The following is a 17,035-nucleotide window of genomic DNA, read 5'->3' on the forward strand; positions in this document are numbered from 1 at the left end:
CACGATGACGACGACCAGTGTGCACAAGCGCAGACCGCCCGTCCGGACCCGGCGCGCCGGCTACCTCGTCGGGGTCGTGCTGAACGGCGTCCTGCTGGTCCTGGTCAACGCCTGGCCTGGCTGGGACGTCCTGCCGTTCCTCACGCCGGCGTTCCCCACGGTGCTCGGCCTGGTCGACCTCGCGCTGGTCGCGGGTCTGGTCACCGGCCTGGTCCAGCTGTGGCAGGACCCCGAGTGGCTCGTCGCCCTCAACGGCGTCGTGACGACGTGCGCGGGGCTGGCCGCCCTGGTGCGGTTGTGGCAGGTCTTCCCCTTCGACTTCGCCGGCAGCAGCTTCGACTGGGCGTTGACAGCCCGGACCGTGCTGGTCGTCAGCCTGGCCGGTTCGGTGATCGGCCTGCTGGTCCAGGTCACCACCCTGGTGCGCGCTGCCCTGCGGCGACCACGCTGACGCCGGTCATGCCGCCACGGCGGTGCGCAGCCGCGCGGCCGAGTGTTCCGGGGTCACGGTCGTCACCGGGACCCCGGTCGCGAGCTCCAGGCCGGCCGGGATTTCGAGCCGGGGAACCACCTGCAGCGACCAGGCCAGGAAGGGCGCGCTTTCGTAACCGCGGGGCGCGGTCCGCACGACGACGTTGTACGCGGGATCGCCCAGTTCGGAACGGAGCGCGGCCAGGACGGCCCGCAGGCAACCGGCTGTCGCGCGGATCTCCTCGGCCGTGGCGGCGGCGAAATCCGCGTGCGCGCGGTGCGGGACGATCCGGACCTCGTACGCGGCGACCTGCGCGAACGGCGCGTAGGCAACCACGTGGTCGTCGGCGAAGACGATCCGCTTCCCGTCACTCAGCGCCGCTTCGAGCTGCTCGTCGGCGAGCCGCCGCCCGTGGTCGCGGTGGTGCGTCCGGGCTGTTTCCAGCTCGCGGCGGGTGCCTGCGGACAGTACCGGCAACCCGGCCACCTGCGAGTGCGGGTGGTCCAGCGAAATCCCGGCCGCCGGTCCGTGGTTGCGGAACACGACGACCTGGGCGGCCGACGGCCGGAGTGCGCGGTGGCGGTGCTGCCAGGCCCCGAGGACGTCGGCGACCTCCGCGTCGGTGCCGGTCGCCAGGTCCCAGTCGTGGCGCGGCGACTCGATGACGATCTCGTGCTTGTCGGACAACGCGTACCGGTTCGGCACGGCGCGGACGCGCCAGCCCGGCCCGTCACCCGGCAGCCGCCACGTCTCCGGCGGGGTGTCCTGGCTGGTTCCCGGGCAGAACGGGCACGCGGCCCGGGTGACCCGGTGCGGGCGGCCGCCACGGCCGGGCGCGAGGATCGTCCAGTCTTCCGTTTCGGCGTTCCAGCGCAGCTCGCCGCCGTGCCATGGCCGGGTCGTCACGAGTCAGCTCCTTCGAGGAAGGCGGTGCGGCACCGCTGCGAGCAGAAGTAGCGGGTATGCCCCTCTTCGAGGGTCGACGGCGGGCCGCCGCCCGGCGGGACGGTGAGCCCGCAGACCGGATCGCGGTGGTCGGAGCGGGTCATGAGCGCGCCGGGCGGGTCGCCGTGGGCGAGGCCGTCGAGCAGCGTCAGCTCGTCGAGCAGGAGCCGGGGGAGCAGGAAGTGCCGCCGTACGCGCTCGCGGCCGGCGGCGCCCAGCGCGGCCGCGCGGCCCGGGTCCTCGAGCAGCTCCAGGAGCATCTTGGCGCACTCGGCGGTCGAGTCGACGAGCAGCCCGCCGGCGTCGTCGGCGACCTGCAGCGGGATCCCGCCCGCCCGGCCCGCGACGATCGGCGTGCCCTTCCACAGCGCCTCGGAGACCACGAGCCCGAACCCCTCGCGGATCGACTTCTGGATCATCACGGACGAGCACCGCTGGAAAGCGTTGACCTCGACGTTGCCGACGCCGGTGAGGTTGGTGAAGACGTGGATGTCCGGGTCGTCGCGGCCGGCCTCGCCGATCTGGCGGTAGACGTCCCAGCCCTGCGGGTCGTCGAGGGCCATCGAGCCGACCAGTGCCAGCTGGAGCCCGGGGACTTCGGAGCGGACCAGGCGGAACGCGTCGATCACGCCGAGCGGGTCCTTCCACGGGTCGAACCGCGACACCTGGGTGACGAGCGGGCGGTCGGGTTCGATGCCGATCCAGTTGAGCACCGCGTGCGCGGTCCGGTCGTCCAGGGACATGTTCTTCGGGCTGAGCGGGTCGATCGCGGGGCAGATGATGTCGGCCCGGTCGCGCGCCAGCGTCGGCGGCACGAAATCCGGCAGGGTGAAGACGGTGGCGTCGTAGCGTTCGACGTACTTGCCGAGGTAGTCCCAGACGCCGGGTGCCGGCTCGGACGTGTCGACGTGGCAGCGCCACACCGACCGGGCGTTCGTGGTGTCCGCAAAGGACAGTACGGCGGCGGGTTGTGGGTCGTGGACGAAGACGAAGTCGCAGGCCGCGAAGTCCGGATCGGCCGACAGCTGTTCGGCGTTGCGGCGCGATGTTTCCTCGTAGCGGCGGATGTCGGCGTCGGTTATCGGTTCGGTGCCGCCCTGCAGCGCGTTGTGCAGCTTCTTCGTCACGGCGAAGAAGCCGGGCTCACCACTGATGATCTTCCAGCTCGCTCGGACGCCCAGGTCGTTGTAGAGGGGCACCACGGACCGAAGCAGTTCGGAAACCCCGCCACCGTAGGGCGTCGCGCTCAGATGGATGACCCGCGCGCCGCGAAGCCGTTCCGCCACTTCGAGAAGCGGCTCGACGATCCAGTCCGGCGCGACCGCGCGATAGGCGGAGACGGAGAGCGCACCGACGTCGACTGTCTGCATCCCGGACCCCTCGTTCGACGGCCAGGTGTCCAGCGTCGGACACGTCCGGCTGTCATGGCCAGGGCCCAAAGTCACCGGAACCGGGCCGAGTGGAAACGGCCGCAAGGCCCGCCGGACGGGGACCGTCGCCCCTGCGGTGCGACCGCCTCACCCGGCGATGCTGGGTGAACGTTTCCCGAGCGACCCGGAGGGCAGGACCGATGTACACCAGGATGCGGTTGACCCGGCTGCGGCACACACTCCTGCCGGGCCGAGGCCCGCTGGTCCGCCGGTCGGACCGGCTGCAGGCGAAGCTCTTGGCCCTGGTGATCCTGCTGTCGCTGGCGGCAGCGGCGGGAGCGGTGTTGTTCGGCATCGGCGCATACTCGGTCGCGGCGGCCAAGTCCCGCGAGCAGACTTCCGCGCGCTACACGGTGACGGCGGTCTTGCTGGCGGACGGCCCCAAGCCGGTCTCCGCGGGCCGCGGCGAAACACCCTTCGACTCCGCCCCGACGCAGGCGACGTGGCGGACGCTAGACGGGCAGCAGCGCGTGGGCGAGGTGAAAGCGGCGGCGGGCACGGTCGCGGGTCACGAGGTCAAGATCTGGATCGATGAAACGGGCGCACCGACGGAGCGCCCGCTGACCATGGCGGCCGCGACGATCGGCGCCCCCATCGGCGCGGCAACCCTCTGGGCGGCGGCGGTGTCGTTGCTCGTCTTCGTCTACCGCGGCGCGGTCTACGCGCTGAACCGCCACCGCCTGGCCGAGTGGGAGCAGGAATGGGTCACCCGTCAGGCCGGCAGCAAACGCCGAGACGACCAGAGCCAGACGGGAGCCTAGTTCTGGAGCCGCGTCAGTCCGGTGCTCGCAGGGGTGGATTCATCCGCAGCAGGACTTGCATCGCCGCGACAAGGCAGGCGGTGGCCGCCCCCAGGAGGATCGCGATGACGAACAGCACGTTGCGCGACCGGTCTTCGGCCCCTTGGTCGAAGGTCGAGTAGGTGATACCGACGAGTTCGTTCTGGGCACTCCAGAACAACTTGTTCTGCACCTCGAGCGGTGGCGACGCCTGGGTCACCGTCACCAGCGGGTCGAGGTTCCCGCCGTCCACCGAGATGGCCAATGACCTGGGGCTCACCAACAGGTGGCCGACGATTTGCACGACGTTGGAAGGCTGGTGGAGCCGCCGTGGGGAAGCGGCGTGGACCGCAGGCAACGACACGACGGACCGCGAAGCAGCGCTCTGCTCGAACGATCCAGTGACGAATCCAGCGTACGTCGAATCGCTCTGGCCGAGCGCTCCGGAAAGAATTTGCGAGCCGTCGGCCGCGTCCGTGAGCAAAATCCCGTTCCCCGCCTGCTGCTGCTCCACCTTAAACCTGAGCCCGTCGAGCAAGAGAATGACCCAGGCACGGGACACCAGCCGCTCGATGTCACCTACCGGACGGACCCGCAGGGACATCCACATTCCCGCTGGACCCCAGGATTCGTAGCTGAACTCGACGCTCAGTTCAGCAATGGGGTCGACCGCGAACACCACGGCGTTGCCGGCGAGCTCCGGTGCGGCGACCGGCGCCGTGAACCGGGGGATGCTGGCGAACGAGACGAAGCCCAGCATGGAGGCGATGAGCAGCAGCGCGGCGACCTCGGCGAGAACCACTCGGCCCCGGGAAGCGACCAGCCACGCGACCGTGCCGACGAGGACGATGAACAGCATCAGCGGAGCGAGTAGCCCGTTGACGTCGGCCGTGCTGCCTGGCAACTCGCTCATGATCAGTACGAGGGCCAGCGCGATCGCGAGAATTGCCAGTCCGGCAAGCACACCAGAGGCCCAGCGGCCCCGGCGCTTGGCTGATCCCCGGAGCGCGACGACCAGCACCAGAACCGCCGCCACCGCGGCAATTTGCGCTGGCAGCCCATGGTCGAGGTTGATTTGCCACCCGCTGACGGCCAGCAGGAGCGACGCAAGAAGGCCGTACCCGGCTGACGTTCCGCGCCGGACCCGCTGTTGACTCCCGGAACCGCGAGCTGTCACCGGTACGTCGGCGGTCGTCACCGACGCTGCGGCACCCGGGTGGAGAGCGCCGCCCTGCGGACGTGTCGTCAGCAAGCGGCCCAGAAGGGCGCCCAGGACCGCCGACAGCACGACGACAAGACCCAGTCTCCGGTGCCGGCCGGACTCACCGGTCTTCCGGGAAGCGGTCACTGATGTCTCCTCCGAGGATCTTGCGCGCACCGGGGAGTCGCCGCGCTGCACTCCGCCGTTACTCCGGACTCGGCGCCGAAGACGTCGTGACGTCGGAACACTGATCGCGCACGTCTCCAACGGAGCCGAATCCCGGAGTTAGGAGCGTCAGGGCGCCGTACGCGGCGCACGCCCGCTTTTGGAGACGGCCATGACTTTATTTGGGTGGCGGTCGGGTTCGAGTGTCTCATTTGGTGCGCATGGTTCGCCGTTTCGGTGTCCGTCCGGCGCGAGGGTTCCGGGCGGTGCTGGAGGTGCCGTCACGGCGAGACGAGTTGAACGCCTCTACGACCGTCTTCGCGATTCTGCCTTGGTCGGCTACCTCGTACCCATTCTCGCGAGCCCAGGTACGGATGTCGTGAGTGGCCGCGTAATCCGTGGCCGCCCTCGGTTCCTGTTTCGTGTCGTCGGTGGACTGGCCGACAGCGACCCTGATGCGGCGACCACCCGTGCGGCGAGCCGCTGCCACGTATGGCTCCATCGCCGAGCGCAACGCTCGGGCGTTCACAGTGGACAGATCGATTTCATAGGACACGCCGTCGAGTCCGAACGGGACAGTCTGGTCGGCGCGGCTGCCGTCTGTGTCGTCGGAAATCTCAATAGAGATTCGCTTCGCCATAAGCTCAATCCTTCTCTGAGTCACTGGGTGTGCGTCGGGTCCGTTGAATAGTAGCGTCGTGAATTCGCGTTGAATCGACGGGCGTGTCGGCCGACGAGGCTCTTTGTATTTTTTGCGAGAGACCGTTGACGGGCAGGTGCCCGTTGGGTGTAGATGGTCGTATTCGACGACGAACACTTCCCTTGAACGACCGTAGAAGAGTCAGAGGAGAAAGCGATGGAAACCGAGCATGACGTGGCAACGTCAGGTGACGTTGCGGCAGCGATCCGCGAGCTCGCTGCAGCGGTCCGGGCGACCGTGCCGGAGCCGCCGGCTGACCCGGATGCGCTGCTGACCGCGGAGGAGGTGGGGGAGTTGCTGCAGCTGTCGCCGAGGACGTTGAAGGACCAGGCCGCTGCCGGGGTGTTGCCGCATCACCGGTTCGGGAAGCACTACCGGTTCACCCGCGGCGATGTTGCGGAGATCGTGCGGCTCAGTGCCGCGCCGGTGCAGCCGCCGCGGCGGCGGGTGTCCGTTCAGGACGTTGCCCAGGACTTTCGCGCCGCGTGAGGCGGGCGGAGCAATAGAGAAGAAGAGGAGTTGAAGGATGGCGCATGGCCAGGAAGAGCCCGGCACGGGTGAGTGGCGGGCGCGGTACAAGCGTCCTGACGGCGCGTGGGGGAGCAGGTCGGGGTTTCCCACCAAGAAGGCTGCTGAGGAGTGGGGGCTGGAGCAGGAAGCCCTGATCCGGCGGAACCTCTGGTTGGACCCTCGGGACGGCGAGACCCGGTTCGACGACTTTGCCGAGGAGTGGCTCGCTGCCGTGGCTCCGCGGCTGGAGCTGAACACGGTCGCGAAGTACCGGTCGTTCCTCGACACACAGCTGCTGCCGCAGTGGAAGGCGTGGCCGCTGATCGCGATCTTCAACGGGTACGTGGAGATCGAGCGGTGGCTCTCGGAGCTGCACGAGGATTACGCCGAGTCGTCGGTGGCCTCGTACTTCGCGTTGTTCTCCACCATCCTCAACGCCGCCGTGCGCGCTCGGATGATCCCGGCCAACCCGTGCAGCGGCGTCCGGGTATCCAGCGGCGAGTTCGACACCGAGAGGCTGGTCGCCACGCCGGCCCAGGCGCTGCGGGCCGCGATGCGGCTCTACGAGCTCGGGCTGGGGAAGTCGGGGTTTGTGCTGTGTCTGATGGATTTCTATACCGGCGCCCGATGGGGTGAACTTGTCGGGCAGCAGCGGCACGAGTACGACTCCGAGCGTCGTGGCATCGAGATCCGCACACCGCTGAAGGAGGTGGCCGGGAAGGTCTACAAAGGAGGCCGAAAGAGTGATGATCATCACGCGGATGGCCGTCAGCGTCCGCCGACGAGGCGCGGGAACGCCCGGCCCAAGAAGGGCCGGACCAAGACCCCGGCGGGCACGAGGTTCGTGGCGTTGCCGCCGGGGATCGCGGTGCTCTACGAGGAGCTGATGGACAGCCATCGGGGACCCTTCGTGCTATGCACGCCGGAGGGGCACCCGTGGCGTCGGTCGAACTTCCGGATCCGGTTCTGGCGGCCGGCATGGGACGGCGTCGAACTGGACGACGCCGGCGCGGGGGAGCGACGGCCGCCGATCCTGCCGACCTTCACGTTCCACGAAGGCCGCCACACCCACAGCACCTGGCTGACCGAGGACGGGATCCCGGAGGTTGCCCGCCGGGCGCGGCTGGGCCAGAAGATGAAAGGCATCGCCCGCGTCTACGACCACGTGACCCCAGCGATGGTCAACCAGATCTTGAATGCCCTGGAGGAGCGCTGGCTGCGGTCGCTGGCGTCCCTGTACCCGGGGGAACGGGCGAAGCTGATGTCGTGGTTCCCGCACCTGCGGTCCCAGAGGGTGATCGGGCCGGGTCCGGGGGCCGTCGCCGGATCGTCGCCGACTGACAGCTGAAAGCCCCGCCCCTCCGGGGAGGGACAGGGCTTCTGACCTGCGAAAACATGTGGTGCGCGATACTGGGATTGAACCAGTGACCTCTTCCGTGTCAGGGAAGCGCTCTCCCGCTGAGCTAATCGCGCGAGGTGGAGACGGGATTCGAACCCGTGTACACGGCTTTGCAGGCCGTTGCCTCGCCTCTCGGCCACTCCACCGTGACTAGGCCCGAGAGCCTACCGAGCGGATGACGGGATTCGAACCCGCGACCCTCACCTTGGCAAGGTGATGCGCTACCAGCTGCGCTACATCCGCATTCCGCAGCTCCGGGAACCCGAGTCCCCGTCGCCGTGGTGTGGGAAAACCATATCGGACCCCGGAAACGGCTTCGACACCGGGGTGTCACTTTGCCGTAGCGGGGCCGTGATCAGGCCAGATCGTGCGGGATGAGGTGGGTGAGCGCGTCGTCGACGTCGACCCACAGGTGCTCGTTGCCCGGGAGGACCACGTCGTACGTCCGGTCGAGGAAGTCCGCCAGCTCCTGGGCCGACGCCTCGAACATCGCGTGCCCGGACGGCGAGTTCAGCTCGATCAGGACCGCTTCGGGGTCCTCGACCGACGGGCGGATGCGGACGTCACCGTCACCCGCGTCGGCCAGGAGGCCGTCCGCGAGGAGGTCGCGGGCGTACACCCACTCGACCCAGCCGGCGCGGCCGGTGCGGAAGGCGGCGACGACCGCGTACGGGTCGCGTGTGTCGTAGCGCAGCTCCACCTTCACCGGAACCGCGGGAGTCCGCGGCGCCAGCAGGTCGAAGACCGCCGTCGAGCGGAGCGTCACGTGATCGTTGCGCATCGTCCTACCCTTCGTCTCCCTTCCCGGCCCGGCCCGGCCGAGGGCGTCACCACTTGGACGCATCAGGAGGCCGAAACCGTCGCGAGTGCGCCGCAGATCACCCGTCCGGGCTCTTCGGCCCCCTTCTCCACCCGTGACCACCCACGGCGCGCAACTGACCGGCGCGCCCCGCGGGGTCCACGCCCTCCATACTGCGCGGTTTAGTCGCCGGGCGATAGCACCGTCGCACGGATGTCGAACGTGGCTTCGGGCGGCCCCCCGTCGGCACAACCCCGGCTAGCTCGGGGTTGTGCGTTCCGTACTCACCAGTAAGCGGAGTGTGGTCGACCAGGACCACCCGTTTGCAGGCGCCCGGAAGTCGTACGCTAAAGTTCACCTCAACACCGCGAGCGGGCGATTAGCTCAGCGGGAGAGCGCTTCGTTCACACCGAAGAGGTCACTGGTTCGATCCCAGTATCGCCCACGCGATCGCTAGGAGAGCCCTGTCTGCGGAATGCGCAGACAGGGCTCTCTTGTCGTGTCCTGTGGGGGCCGAGCCCCCACACCCCCGCCGGGGGCGCGCCCCCGGACCCCCAGGTCTGGTCGCCTTTCGAGGCGCGTGCCGGTCGGGGCGTGGTGGCGTCTTGAAAACGGAGTGAACGATCCGTTCGGATCATCCGTATCTGCTGGCGAGAGTGGTTCGCGCCCCTGCCGCGGGGGCTTGCCGGAACTGCCTTCGAACGCTGTCGCTGCGGTGGTTTTCTGTCGAACGTCGTCCCCGGGAGGTCCGATGTGATCCTCGGCACTTCGGGGTGGCTCGACGTGTGACAAGACCCGCCACCCGTGACGTCGTGGCGATGAATGTCACTGTCGGTGGCGCGCGGGTCCGCGAGGCGACGTTCGTGGGCCTGGTGGGTCCACTGTGGATCGTCTGGGGTGGCAGTGTCCACTGTAGATCGGAACGGGGCCGCTGGGCCGTTCGGCGGTGCTTGGTCCGGCCGGGTGCGGGTATTGCCCTGTTCGCTACGCAAAGTAATTTTCGCGGGGATACGCGCTATCACGCATCGTCATCATCTTGTTATGATCCGGCCATTTTCTGGCGGGGAAGTCCCGCAGGATGTGGCTGGAAATCCTTGTAACACTGCCGAGAGAGTCGCCGATAACTTGCCGTGTGATGCCTCCGCGGGCGCCGCGCGACTACCGAGATGTAGTGACTCTCCGAAATCGTTTTCGGTGACGCTGCGTGCCTGCGGCTCAACTCGATCCAGTTCCCGGGAGGTCAGATGGAAGAGTCGGTGCGGCCTTCGTACACGGTGAGCCAGCCACCGCCGCACATCGACCTCCAGGCCATCCCGCGTCCCGCCAAGCGGGACGACCAGCCCGACGACGCCGGCGGCCCGGCCGCCAAGGCGTGGCCCGCGGCCTGGGAAGCGCGGTACAGAGCCTGGGTCATCGGCAGCGATGTCTTCATCACGCTGCTGGTGATCGCGATCAGCGCGTTCGTCATCGATCGCGTTGCCCCGCATGACATGCACGCCTTCGGCACGATCCTCGCGGTGTTCGTCTCGCTGCCCGCCAGCCGGGCCTGGAGCCCGCGCGTGCTCGGCGAAGGCGCGGAGGAGTACCGCACCCTTGGCCGCGGCTTCATCACCGCCGCCGTCCTGGTCGCGCTGGGCGGCCTCCTGTTCGGCGCGCTCGAGGTCCAGGTCTGGGTGTTCGTCGTCGTCCCCGCCATCGCGCTGGTCGCCTTCCCGCAGCGCTACCTGCTGCGCCAGGTGCTGCACCGCAAGCGCGCCAGGGGACTCTGCCTGCTGCCGGTGATGGCCGCCGGCAGCCCGGAAACCGTCGCCGACCTGATCGCCCGCACCCGCTCGGAAGCCCACGTCGGCTGGCGCGTCGAGGCCGCCTGCACGTTCAGCGGCCACGGCGAAGACCGCGACAGCGGCGAGATCGACGGCGTCCCGGTGGTCGGCAGGCTGGACGAGCTTTCCCGGCACGTCCGGCGCGGCGGCTACCGCGTCGTGGCGATCACCGCCGACCAGTACTGGACGCCGAAACGCCTGCAGCGGCTGGCCTGGGACATGGAAGGCACCGGTGCGGAAATGGTCGTGGCGCCCGTGCTGATGGAGGTCGCGGGGCCCCGGCTCAACGTCACCGGCGTGCTCGGCATGCCGCTCCTGCGGGTCACCGCGCCGATGTTCACCGGCGGCCGCCGGGTGGTGAAGGAGATCGTCGACCGGGCAGGCTCGGCGTTCCTGCTGACGCTGCTGTCCCCGCTGCTGCTGGCGATCGCTGTCGCCATCAAGCTCAACGACCGCGGCCCGGTGATCTACCGCCAGCGCCGCGTCGGCCGCGACGGCGCGACGTTCACCATGTTCAAGTTCCGGACGATGGTCACCAACGCCGACGAAATCCGGAAGACCCTCGAAAAGGAGAACGAAGGCGCGGGCCCGCTCTTCAAGATGAAGCGCGACCCGCGTATCACCCGCGTGGGTGGTTTCCTGCGCCGGTATTCGCTCGACGAGGTGCCGCAGCTGTTCAACGTCCTGTCCGGGAAGATGTCGCTCGTCGGCCCGCGGCCGCCGCTGCCGGAGGAAACCGCGCAGTACGCGCCCGACGCCCGCCGCCGGCTGCTCGTCAAGCCGGGCCTCACCGGCCTCTGGCAGGTCAGCGGCCGCAGCGACCTCACCTGGGCGGAGAGCATCCGGCTCGACCTGCGCTACGTCGAGGACTGGTCGCTCGCCCTGGACCTGGTCATCCTCTGGAAGACGTTCCGCGCGGTGATGGGCGGGCAGGGCGCCTACTGACCCGTCTGCCGCCGCGCCGCGCTCCACGGCCGCCGATCCCCCGCCGCGGGGAGCCGGCGGCCGTGCTCGTTTCCGGGACACGCCCGCTGCAGCGCGCTACCGGCCACGGCCGCGGGGGTCATCGGACGGCCCGCGCGCCGCTGGGTGCCCCAGAGGTCTGCACCTGTCCGGAGGATCCGGATTGCGCCCGCTCGCCCGGATTACCGGCAGGCTTGTGGGCCACGTCACCACACGAAGGTAGTTGAGCACGAAATAGTTCAACGCTCAACCTGGTTGCACGGGGTACCGACCCAACGGAAGGAAGCACAGCCCCATGACCACCTTTGCCGAGCAGACCGAGGCCCTCAAGCTCCCTGCGGACGTCCAGAACCTGCTGTTCCGCGAGGCGCGCACGGCCAACAGTTTCAGCTCCGAGCCGGTGACCGAGGAGCAGGTCCGCGCGATCTACGACCTCGTCAAGTGGGCCCCGACGTCGATGAACACCCAGCCGCTGCGCGCGCTGGTGCTCCGGACCGCCGAGGCGAAGGCCCGCCTGCTCCCGCACCTGGCCCCGGGCAACCGGGACAAGACCGAAGCCGCGCCGCTGACCGTCGTGCTCGCCGCGGACGTCGACTTCCACGAAAACATCCCCCAGGTGTTCCCGCACGCCCCGCAGGTGAAGGACAACTTCGCCGACGAGCAGGGCCGCGTCGAGTTCTCCAAGCTCAACTCGCTGCTGCAGGTCGGCTACTTCATCATCGGCGTCCGCGCCGCCGGCCTGGCCGCCGGCCCGATGACCGGCTTCGACGCCCAGGGTGTCGACGACGAGTTCTTCGCGGACAAGAAGTGGCGCTCGCTCGTCATCGTCAACGTCGGCAAGCCGGGCGAGAACCCGTGGTTCGACCGCCTGCCGCGGCTGGACTTCGACCAGGTCGTCGAAACCCTCTGACCGCCACCGGACGGGCCGCCCCACGCGCGTGGGGCGGCCCGTCCGGCGTTCGCCCCACGCGCGTGAGGCCCGCGAGCGCAGCCGACTAGCATCGACGGCGTCATCTCTGTCACTCCAGCTTGAGGAGCCGATCGTGTCCCAGTCGCCCCCCGTTTCCCCCGTGGCCGCCTCCCGCGTGGTGGTACCGGCGGGCACTACGGCGGGCGCGGCGGTCCGCGAAGCCGGTCTGCCGACCAAGGGCGCGGACACGATCGTCGTGGTCCGCGACGCCGACGGGAAGCTGCGCGACCTCGCCTGGGCGCCGGAAACCGACGCCGAGGTCGAGCCGGTCGCCGCGAACACCGAAGACGGCCGCAGCGTCATCCGCCATTCGGCGGCGCACGTGCTCGCCCAGGCCGTGCAGCAGCAGTTCCCGGACGCCAAGCTGGGCATCGGCCCGCCGGTCAAGGACGGCTTCTACTACGACTTCGCGGTCGACAAGCCGTTCACCCCGGAGGACCTGCAGGCGCTCGAAAAGCGCATGAAGCAGATCGTCAAGGGCGCCCAGCAGTTCTCGCGGCGCGTTTTCGACTCCGTGGACGAGGCGAAGAAGGAGCTGGCGGACGAGCCGTTCAAGCTCGAGCTCGTCGACCTCAAGTCCGAAGTGGACACCTCCGAGGTCATGGAGGTGGGCGAGGGCGAGCTCACCATCTACGACAATCTCGACCCGCGCACCAAGGAACGTGTCTGGAGTGACCTCTGCCGCGGCCCGCACGTGCCGACGACGAAGTTCATCCCGGCGTTCAAGCTCACCCGCGTCGCCGCGGCGTACTGGCGGGGGAGCGAGAAGAACCCGCAGCTGCAGCGGATCTACGGCACGGCGTGGGAGTCGGCCGAGGCGCAGGACGCCTACCTCGAGAGCATCGCCGAGGCCGAGCGCCGCGACCACCGCAAGCTCGGCGCCGAGCTGGACCTGTTCTCCTTCCCCGAGGAGATCGGCTCCGGCCTGCCGGTGTTCCACCCGAAGGGCGGCATCATCCGCCGCGAGCTGGAGAACTACTCGCGCCGCCGCCACGAGGAGGCCGGCTACGAGTTCGTGAACACCCCGCACATCAGCAAGGGCGAGCTGTTCCACACCTCCGGCCACCTGCCCTACTACGCGGACACGATGTTCCCGCCGGTGCAGTTCGACGAGGAGAACTACTACCTCAAGGCCATGAACTGCCCGATGCACAACCTGATCTTCCGCTCGCGCGGGCGGTCCTACCGCGAGCTGCCGCTGCGGCTGTTCGAGTTCGGCACCGTCTACCGCTACGAGAAGTCCGGCGTGGTGCACGGCCTCACCCGCGTCCGCGGCCTGACGATGGACGACTCGCACATCTACTGCACCAAGGAGCAGATGCCGTCCGAGCTGCGGTCGCTGCTCAAGTTCGTCCTCGACCTGCTCGCCGACTACGGCCTCTCCGACTTCTACCTCGAGCTGTCCACCCGCGGTGACTCCGACAAGTTCATCGGCGAGGACTGGGAGTGGGAGGAGGCCACCGAGACGCTGCGGCAGGCCGCCATCGACTCCGGCCTCGAGCTGGTCCCGGACCCGGGCGGCGCCGCGTTCTACGGCCCGAAGATCTCGGTGCAGGCCAAGGACGCCATCGGCCGCACCTGGCAGATGTCGACCATCCAGCTGGACTTCAACCAGAACAAGCGGTTCGAGCTCGAGTACACCGCGCCGGACGGCTCGCGCCAGCGGCCGGTGATGATCCACCGCGCGCTGTTCGGCTCGATCGAGCGGTTCTTCGGCGTGCTGACCGAGCACTACGCGGGTGCTTTCCCGGCGTGGCTCGCCCCGGTGCAGGTCGTCGGCATCCCGATCACCGCCGACCAGGTCGAGCACCTGCAGGCCATCGAGAAGGCGTTGCGCGCCAAGGGCATCCGCGCCGAGGTCGACGCCAGCGACGACCGGATGCAGAAGAAGATCCGCACGCACACCACGCAGAAGGTGCCGTTCATGCTGCTGGCCGGCGCCAAGGACGTCGAGGCGGGCGCGGTGTCGTTCCGCTTCCGCGACGGCGGCCAGATCAACGGCGTGCCGGTGGAGAAGGCGGTCGAGGCGATCGCCGGCTGGATCGGGCGCCGCGAAAACGCGTCGCCGTCGGCCGAGGCGCTGGAGACGGTCGTTCGGTGAGTGAGGGTCCCGAGCTCGTCGAGCAGCAGGGCGTCGGGGTCCAGGACGCGTTCCAGCGCCTCTGGACCCCGCACCGGATGGCCTACATCAAGGGCCAGGACAAGCCGGACGGCGACGACGAGCCCGGCTGCCCGTTCTGCCGCCTCCCTGCGCTGGACGACAAAACCGGCCTGATCGTCGCCCGCGGCGACGTCGTGTTCGCGGTGCTGAACCTGTACCCGTACAACCCGGGGCACCTGATGGTGGTGCCGTACCGGCACGTCGCGGACTACACGGACCTGACGGTCGAGGAGACCCGCGAGGTCGCCGAGTTCACGCAGCACGCGATGAAGGTGATCCGCGCGGTCTCCGGCGCGCACGGGTTCAACATCGGCCTGAACCAGGGCCACATCGCGGGCGCGGGCATCGCCGCGCACCTGCACCAGCACCTGGTGCCGCGGTGGGGCGGGGACGCGAACTTCATGCCGATCATCGGCCAGACGAAGGTGCTGCCGCAGCTGCTGGGGGAGACGAGGGACCTGCTCGCCGACGCCTGGTGAAATCGTCTGGACCACGGGCGGCGGACGGGCGAAAACTCCTGATTGAGTGTTCAACCGAGAGTATGATGGTGGTATGTCCGGAACCCGATGGCTCAGCGATGACGAACAGCGCGTCTGGCGTGAGTTCAACGCGGCCACCCGCATGCTCAGCGCGCACCTCGAAGGGCAGCTGCAGCACGACTCGGGCATGCCGCACACCTACTACGAGGTCCTCGTCGCCCTCTCGGAAGCACCCGGCCGCCGGCTGCGGATGAGCGAGCTCGCCGACGCCCGCCAGGCGTCGCGCAGCCGCCTTTCGCACGCCGTCGCGCGGCTGGAGGCCAACGGGTGGGTGCGGCGCGAGGCGTGCCCCACCGACAAGCGCGGCGCCTGGGCGGTGCTGACCGACGCCGGCTTCGCCGCGCTCGAAGCGGCCGCGCCCGGCCACGTCGAGGCCGTCCGCGAAAGCCTGTTCGACCCGCTGACGCCGGAGCAGGTGACGGCGCTCGGCGAGATCAGCGCCGCCATCCGCCGTCAGTTGACGCCGAAGTGCGCCGCCGCCGCGGCTGCCGAAGCGGCGAAGGAGCACGAGGGCCAGCTCACGAAATCGGGCTGACCCGGGGCGGCGCGTCGGGGCCGTGGCCGAGGGTGGATAGGCTGCATTCGCCCACCCGACCCTCGTAGCCAGGTGCCTCGACGAACCGATGCTCAATATCTTCGCGCGTGCCTCCGTCTCCCGCGTCACCGATCCGATCGGCCAGGCGCTGGTCCGCGCCGGGCTGACCCCGAACGTGATGACCGTGTTCGGCACCGCCGGCGCGGTCGTCTGCGCACTGGTCTTCTTCCCGAACGACCACCTGCTGTGGGGCACCTTCACGGTGTGGGGCTTCGCGATGCTCGACATCCTCGACGGCGCCATGGCCCGCGCCCGCGGCTACGGCACCCCGTTCGGCGCGGTGCTCGACGCGACCTGCGACCGCCTGGTCGACGGCGCCCTGTTCGCCGCCATCGCCTGGTGGTGCTTCGTCGTCGACGACAACCACCCGGCCGCCGCCGCGGCCCTGCTGTGCCTGGTGCTCGCCCAGGTCATCTCCTACGTCAAGGCCCGGGCCGACGCCTCGGGCCTGCCGGTCGACGGCGGGCTCGTCGAACGCGCCGAGCGGCTGATCATCGCGCTGGTCGGCACCGGCCTGCACGGCTTCGGAATTCCGTACACCGTGGACGTGACGCTCTGGCTGCTTGCCGCCGGATCGGTCGTCACGCTGCTGCAGCGCTTCGCCGCCGTGGCGAAGGCGGCCCGCGAGGCCGCCGCGGGGGAGCAACGGGCATGAGTGCGCTGTCAGAGCGGTTGAGCGCCTTCGGCTACGCGGCCGGGTGGAAGCTCGCCGGCTGGCTGCCCGCCGGGTTCGGCGGCACGGTCTTCTCGCTCGGTGCGGACCTCGCCGTCCGCCGCGACGGCGGCGGCGTGCGGCAGCTGCGCGCGAACCTCGCCCGCGTGGTGCCGCAGGCCGACCCGGTCGAGCTCGACGAGCTGACGCGGCGGGCGATGCGCTCGTACGCCCGGTACTGGCACGAGATGTTCCGGCTGCCGTCGATGGACCACAAGGAGGTCAGCGCCAAGGTCGCGGCCTCGATCACCGGCGTGGAGAACCTCGACGCCGCGCTCGCCGAGGGCAACGGCGCGGTGATGGCGCTGCCGCACAGCGGCAACTGGGACGCCGCCGGCGTCTGGCTGGCCGACTACCTCGGCGGCTTCACGACCGTGGCGGAACGGCTGAAGCCCGAGTCGCTCTACCGCCGGTTCGTCGAGTACCGGGAGTCGCTCGGCTTCGAGATCGTGCCGCTGACCGGCGACAGCTCGGCGATGCGCGTGCTGCTGAAGCGCCTGCGCGAGAACAAGGCCGTCTGCCTGGTCGGCGACCGCGACCTGACCACCAGCGGCATCCCGGTGAAGTTCTTCGGCGAGCAGGCCCGCTTTCCCGGCGGCCCGGCGCGGCTGGCCGCCACGACCGGCGCCGCGCTCATCCCGGCCGGCTGCTGGTTCACCGAGGACGGCTGGCAGATCCGGCTGCACCCGCGCATCCGCGTCACCGCGCGCGCCGAGGTCCCGGCCGCGACCCAGGCACTGGCGGACATCTTCGCCGGCGACATCGCCGCGCACCCGGCCGACTGGCACATGGTGCAGAAGTTCTGGCCCGCCGACCTCGAGGCCGCCGAGCAGGCAAGCCTCGAAGAAGCGAGCTGAGCGGTGGCCACGCGG

At 69.5% G+C, this 17,035-nt stretch carries 16 protein-coding genes and 4 tRNA genes; 12 read left to right on the plus strand and 8 right to left on the minus strand.

What is annotated here, in order from left to right:
* Positions 1–4 precede the first annotated feature (4 nt).
* The gene (locus BLW76_RS22720) at positions 5–451 is read left to right on the plus strand and encodes a hypothetical protein (RefSeq protein WP_091310682.1); all 447 of its coding nucleotides are present in this window, start codon (positions 5–7) and stop codon (positions 449–451) included.
* A 6-nt stretch (positions 452–457) separates the two neighbouring features.
* Here the strand turns inward: BLW76_RS22720 and BLW76_RS22725 are convergent, their stop codons facing one another.
* Together BLW76_RS22725 and BLW76_RS22730 are read right to left on the minus strand one after the other, a co-directional pair.
* Positions 458–1,378 (minus strand): galactose-1-phosphate uridylyltransferase, encoded by a 921-nt coding sequence (locus tag BLW76_RS22725; protein ID WP_091310683.1) that lies wholly within the window; start codon positions 1,376–1,378, stop codon positions 458–460.
* Positions 1,375–2,787, minus strand: a complete 1,413-nt coding sequence (locus BLW76_RS22730) for a glycosyltransferase (protein ID WP_091310686.1) — start codon at positions 2,785–2,787, stop codon at positions 1,375–1,377. The genes BLW76_RS22725 and BLW76_RS22730 overlap by 4 nt, the downstream gene beginning before the upstream one ends.
* Before the next feature lie 200 nt (positions 2,788–2,987).
* On the opposite strand from BLW76_RS22730, the gene BLW76_RS22735 reads away from it, so the two are divergent.
* Positions 2,988–3,608, plus strand: coding sequence for an Rv1733c family protein (locus tag BLW76_RS22735; RefSeq protein WP_091310689.1), 621 nt, complete (start codon positions 2,988–2,990; stop codon positions 3,606–3,608).
* Positions 3,609–3,621: 13 nt separating this feature from the next.
* On the opposite strand, the gene BLW76_RS22740 is transcribed toward BLW76_RS22735, so the two are convergent.
* Both BLW76_RS22740 and BLW76_RS22745 read right to left on the minus strand, forming a co-directional pair.
* On the minus strand, positions 3,622–4,974 hold the full coding sequence (locus BLW76_RS22740) for a hypothetical protein (RefSeq protein WP_091310691.1): 1,353 nt from the start codon (positions 4,972–4,974) through the stop codon (positions 3,622–3,624).
* Between the two features lie 226 nt (positions 4,975–5,200).
* Positions 5,201–5,632, minus strand: coding sequence for a histone-like nucleoid-structuring protein Lsr2 (locus BLW76_RS22745; RefSeq protein ID WP_091310693.1), 432 nt, complete (start codon positions 5,630–5,632; stop codon positions 5,201–5,203).
* 216 nt (positions 5,633–5,848) lie between these two features.
* On the opposite strand from BLW76_RS22745, the gene BLW76_RS22750 reads away from it, so the two are divergent.
* On the plus strand, positions 5,849–6,181 hold the full coding sequence (locus tag BLW76_RS22750) for a helix-turn-helix domain-containing protein (protein WP_091310696.1): 333 nt from the start codon (positions 5,849–5,851) through the stop codon (positions 6,179–6,181).
* A 157-nt stretch (positions 6,182–6,338) separates the two neighbouring features.
* Positions 6,339–7,550, plus strand: a complete 1,212-nt coding sequence (locus tag BLW76_RS22755) for a tyrosine-type recombinase/integrase (protein WP_208613552.1) — start codon at positions 6,339–6,341, stop codon at positions 7,548–7,550.
* 50 nt (positions 7,551–7,600) lie between these two features.
* Here BLW76_RS22755 and BLW76_RS22760 read toward each other — a convergent pair.
* The 4 genes from BLW76_RS22760 to BLW76_RS22775 form a co-directional block, all read right to left on the minus strand.
* Positions 7,601–7,675 (minus strand) — tRNA-Val (locus BLW76_RS22760).
* Between the two features lies 1 nt (position 7,676).
* A tRNA-Cys gene (locus BLW76_RS22765) sits at positions 7,677–7,747 on the minus strand.
* A 24-nt stretch (positions 7,748–7,771) separates the two neighbouring features.
* A tRNA-Gly gene (locus BLW76_RS22770) sits at positions 7,772–7,844 on the minus strand.
* Between the two features lie 112 nt (positions 7,845–7,956).
* A complete protein-coding gene (locus BLW76_RS22775) occupies positions 7,957–8,382 on the minus strand; it encodes an SsgA family sporulation/cell division regulator (protein WP_013227152.1) in 426 nt (141 codons plus the stop codon).
* A 391-nt stretch (positions 8,383–8,773) separates the two neighbouring features.
* On the opposite strand from BLW76_RS22775, the gene BLW76_RS22780 reads away from it, so the two are divergent.
* The 8 genes from BLW76_RS22780 to BLW76_RS22815 all read left to right on the plus strand — a co-directional run bounded on the left by BLW76_RS22780 (position 8,774) and on the right by BLW76_RS22815 (position 17,020).
* Positions 8,774–8,845, plus strand: a tRNA-Val gene (locus BLW76_RS22780).
* A gap of 799 nt (positions 8,846–9,644) precedes the next feature.
* Complete coding sequence (locus BLW76_RS22785) at positions 9,645–11,168, plus strand: sugar transferase (RefSeq protein ID WP_167384691.1); 1,524 nt, start codon at positions 9,645–9,647, stop codon at positions 11,166–11,168.
* A gap of 313 nt (positions 11,169–11,481) precedes the next feature.
* Positions 11,482–12,096, plus strand: coding sequence for a malonic semialdehyde reductase (locus BLW76_RS22790; protein WP_091310699.1), 615 nt, complete (start codon positions 11,482–11,484; stop codon positions 12,094–12,096).
* A 133-nt stretch (positions 12,097–12,229) separates the two neighbouring features.
* Positions 12,230–14,257: a threonine--tRNA ligase gene (thrS, locus tag BLW76_RS22795; protein WP_091310702.1), complete on the plus strand. Its 2,028-nt coding sequence runs from the start codon at positions 12,230–12,232 to the stop codon at positions 14,255–14,257.
* Complete coding sequence (locus BLW76_RS22800) at positions 14,254–14,796, plus strand: HIT family protein (protein ID WP_091310704.1); 543 nt, start codon at positions 14,254–14,256, stop codon at positions 14,794–14,796. The genes thrS and BLW76_RS22800 overlap by 4 nt, the downstream gene beginning before the upstream one ends.
* Positions 14,797–14,869: 73 nt before the next feature.
* Positions 14,870–15,391 (plus strand): MarR family winged helix-turn-helix transcriptional regulator, encoded by a 522-nt coding sequence (locus BLW76_RS22805; protein WP_091310707.1) that lies wholly within the window; start codon positions 14,870–14,872, stop codon positions 15,389–15,391.
* Between the two features lie 88 nt (positions 15,392–15,479).
* The gene (gene pgsA / locus BLW76_RS22810) at positions 15,480–16,106 is read left to right on the plus strand and encodes a phosphatidylinositol phosphate synthase (RefSeq protein WP_091310710.1); all 627 of its coding nucleotides are present in this window, start codon (positions 15,480–15,482) and stop codon (positions 16,104–16,106) included.
* Positions 16,103–17,020, plus strand: coding sequence for a phosphatidylinositol mannoside acyltransferase (locus BLW76_RS22815; protein WP_091310712.1), 918 nt, complete (start codon positions 16,103–16,105; stop codon positions 17,018–17,020). Before pgsA ends, BLW76_RS22815 begins: the two co-directional genes overlap by 4 nt.
* Positions 17,021–17,035: the final 15 nt, after the last annotated feature.

The organism is Amycolatopsis tolypomycina (assembly GCF_900105945.1).
Classification (GTDB): Bacteria; Actinomycetota; Actinomycetes; order Mycobacteriales; family Pseudonocardiaceae; genus Amycolatopsis; species Amycolatopsis tolypomycina.

Coding starts and splice junctions, on each gene's coding strand:
- BLW76_RS22720 (WP_091310682.1), top strand. CDS start 5: ATGACGACGACCAGTGTGCACAAGCGCAGACCGCCCGTCCGGACCCGG.
- BLW76_RS22730 (WP_091310686.1), bottom strand. CDS start 2,787: ATGCAGACAGTCGACGTCGGTGCGCTCTCCGTCTCCGCCTATCGCGCG.
- BLW76_RS22735 (WP_091310689.1), top strand. CDS start 2,988: ATGTACACCAGGATGCGGTTGACCCGGCTGCGGCACACACTCCTGCCG.
- BLW76_RS22745 (WP_091310693.1), bottom strand. CDS start 5,632: ATGGCGAAGCGAATCTCTATTGAGATTTCCGACGACACAGACGGCAGC.
- BLW76_RS22750 (WP_091310696.1), top strand. CDS start 5,849: ATGGAAACCGAGCATGACGTGGCAACGTCAGGTGACGTTGCGGCAGCG.
- BLW76_RS22775 (WP_013227152.1), bottom strand. CDS start 8,382: ATGCGCAACGATCACGTGACGCTCCGCTCGACGGCGGTCTTCGACCTG.
- BLW76_RS22785 (WP_167384691.1), top strand. CDS start 9,645: ATGGAAGAGTCGGTGCGGCCTTCGTACACGGTGAGCCAGCCACCGCCG.
- BLW76_RS22790 (WP_091310699.1), top strand. CDS start 11,482: ATGACCACCTTTGCCGAGCAGACCGAGGCCCTCAAGCTCCCTGCGGAC.
- BLW76_RS22805 (WP_091310707.1), top strand. CDS start 14,870: ATGTCCGGAACCCGATGGCTCAGCGATGACGAACAGCGCGTCTGGCGT.
- pgsA (WP_091310710.1), top strand. CDS start 15,480: ATGCTCAATATCTTCGCGCGTGCCTCCGTCTCCCGCGTCACCGATCCG.
- BLW76_RS22815 (WP_091310712.1), top strand. CDS start 16,103: ATGAGTGCGCTGTCAGAGCGGTTGAGCGCCTTCGGCTACGCGGCCGGG.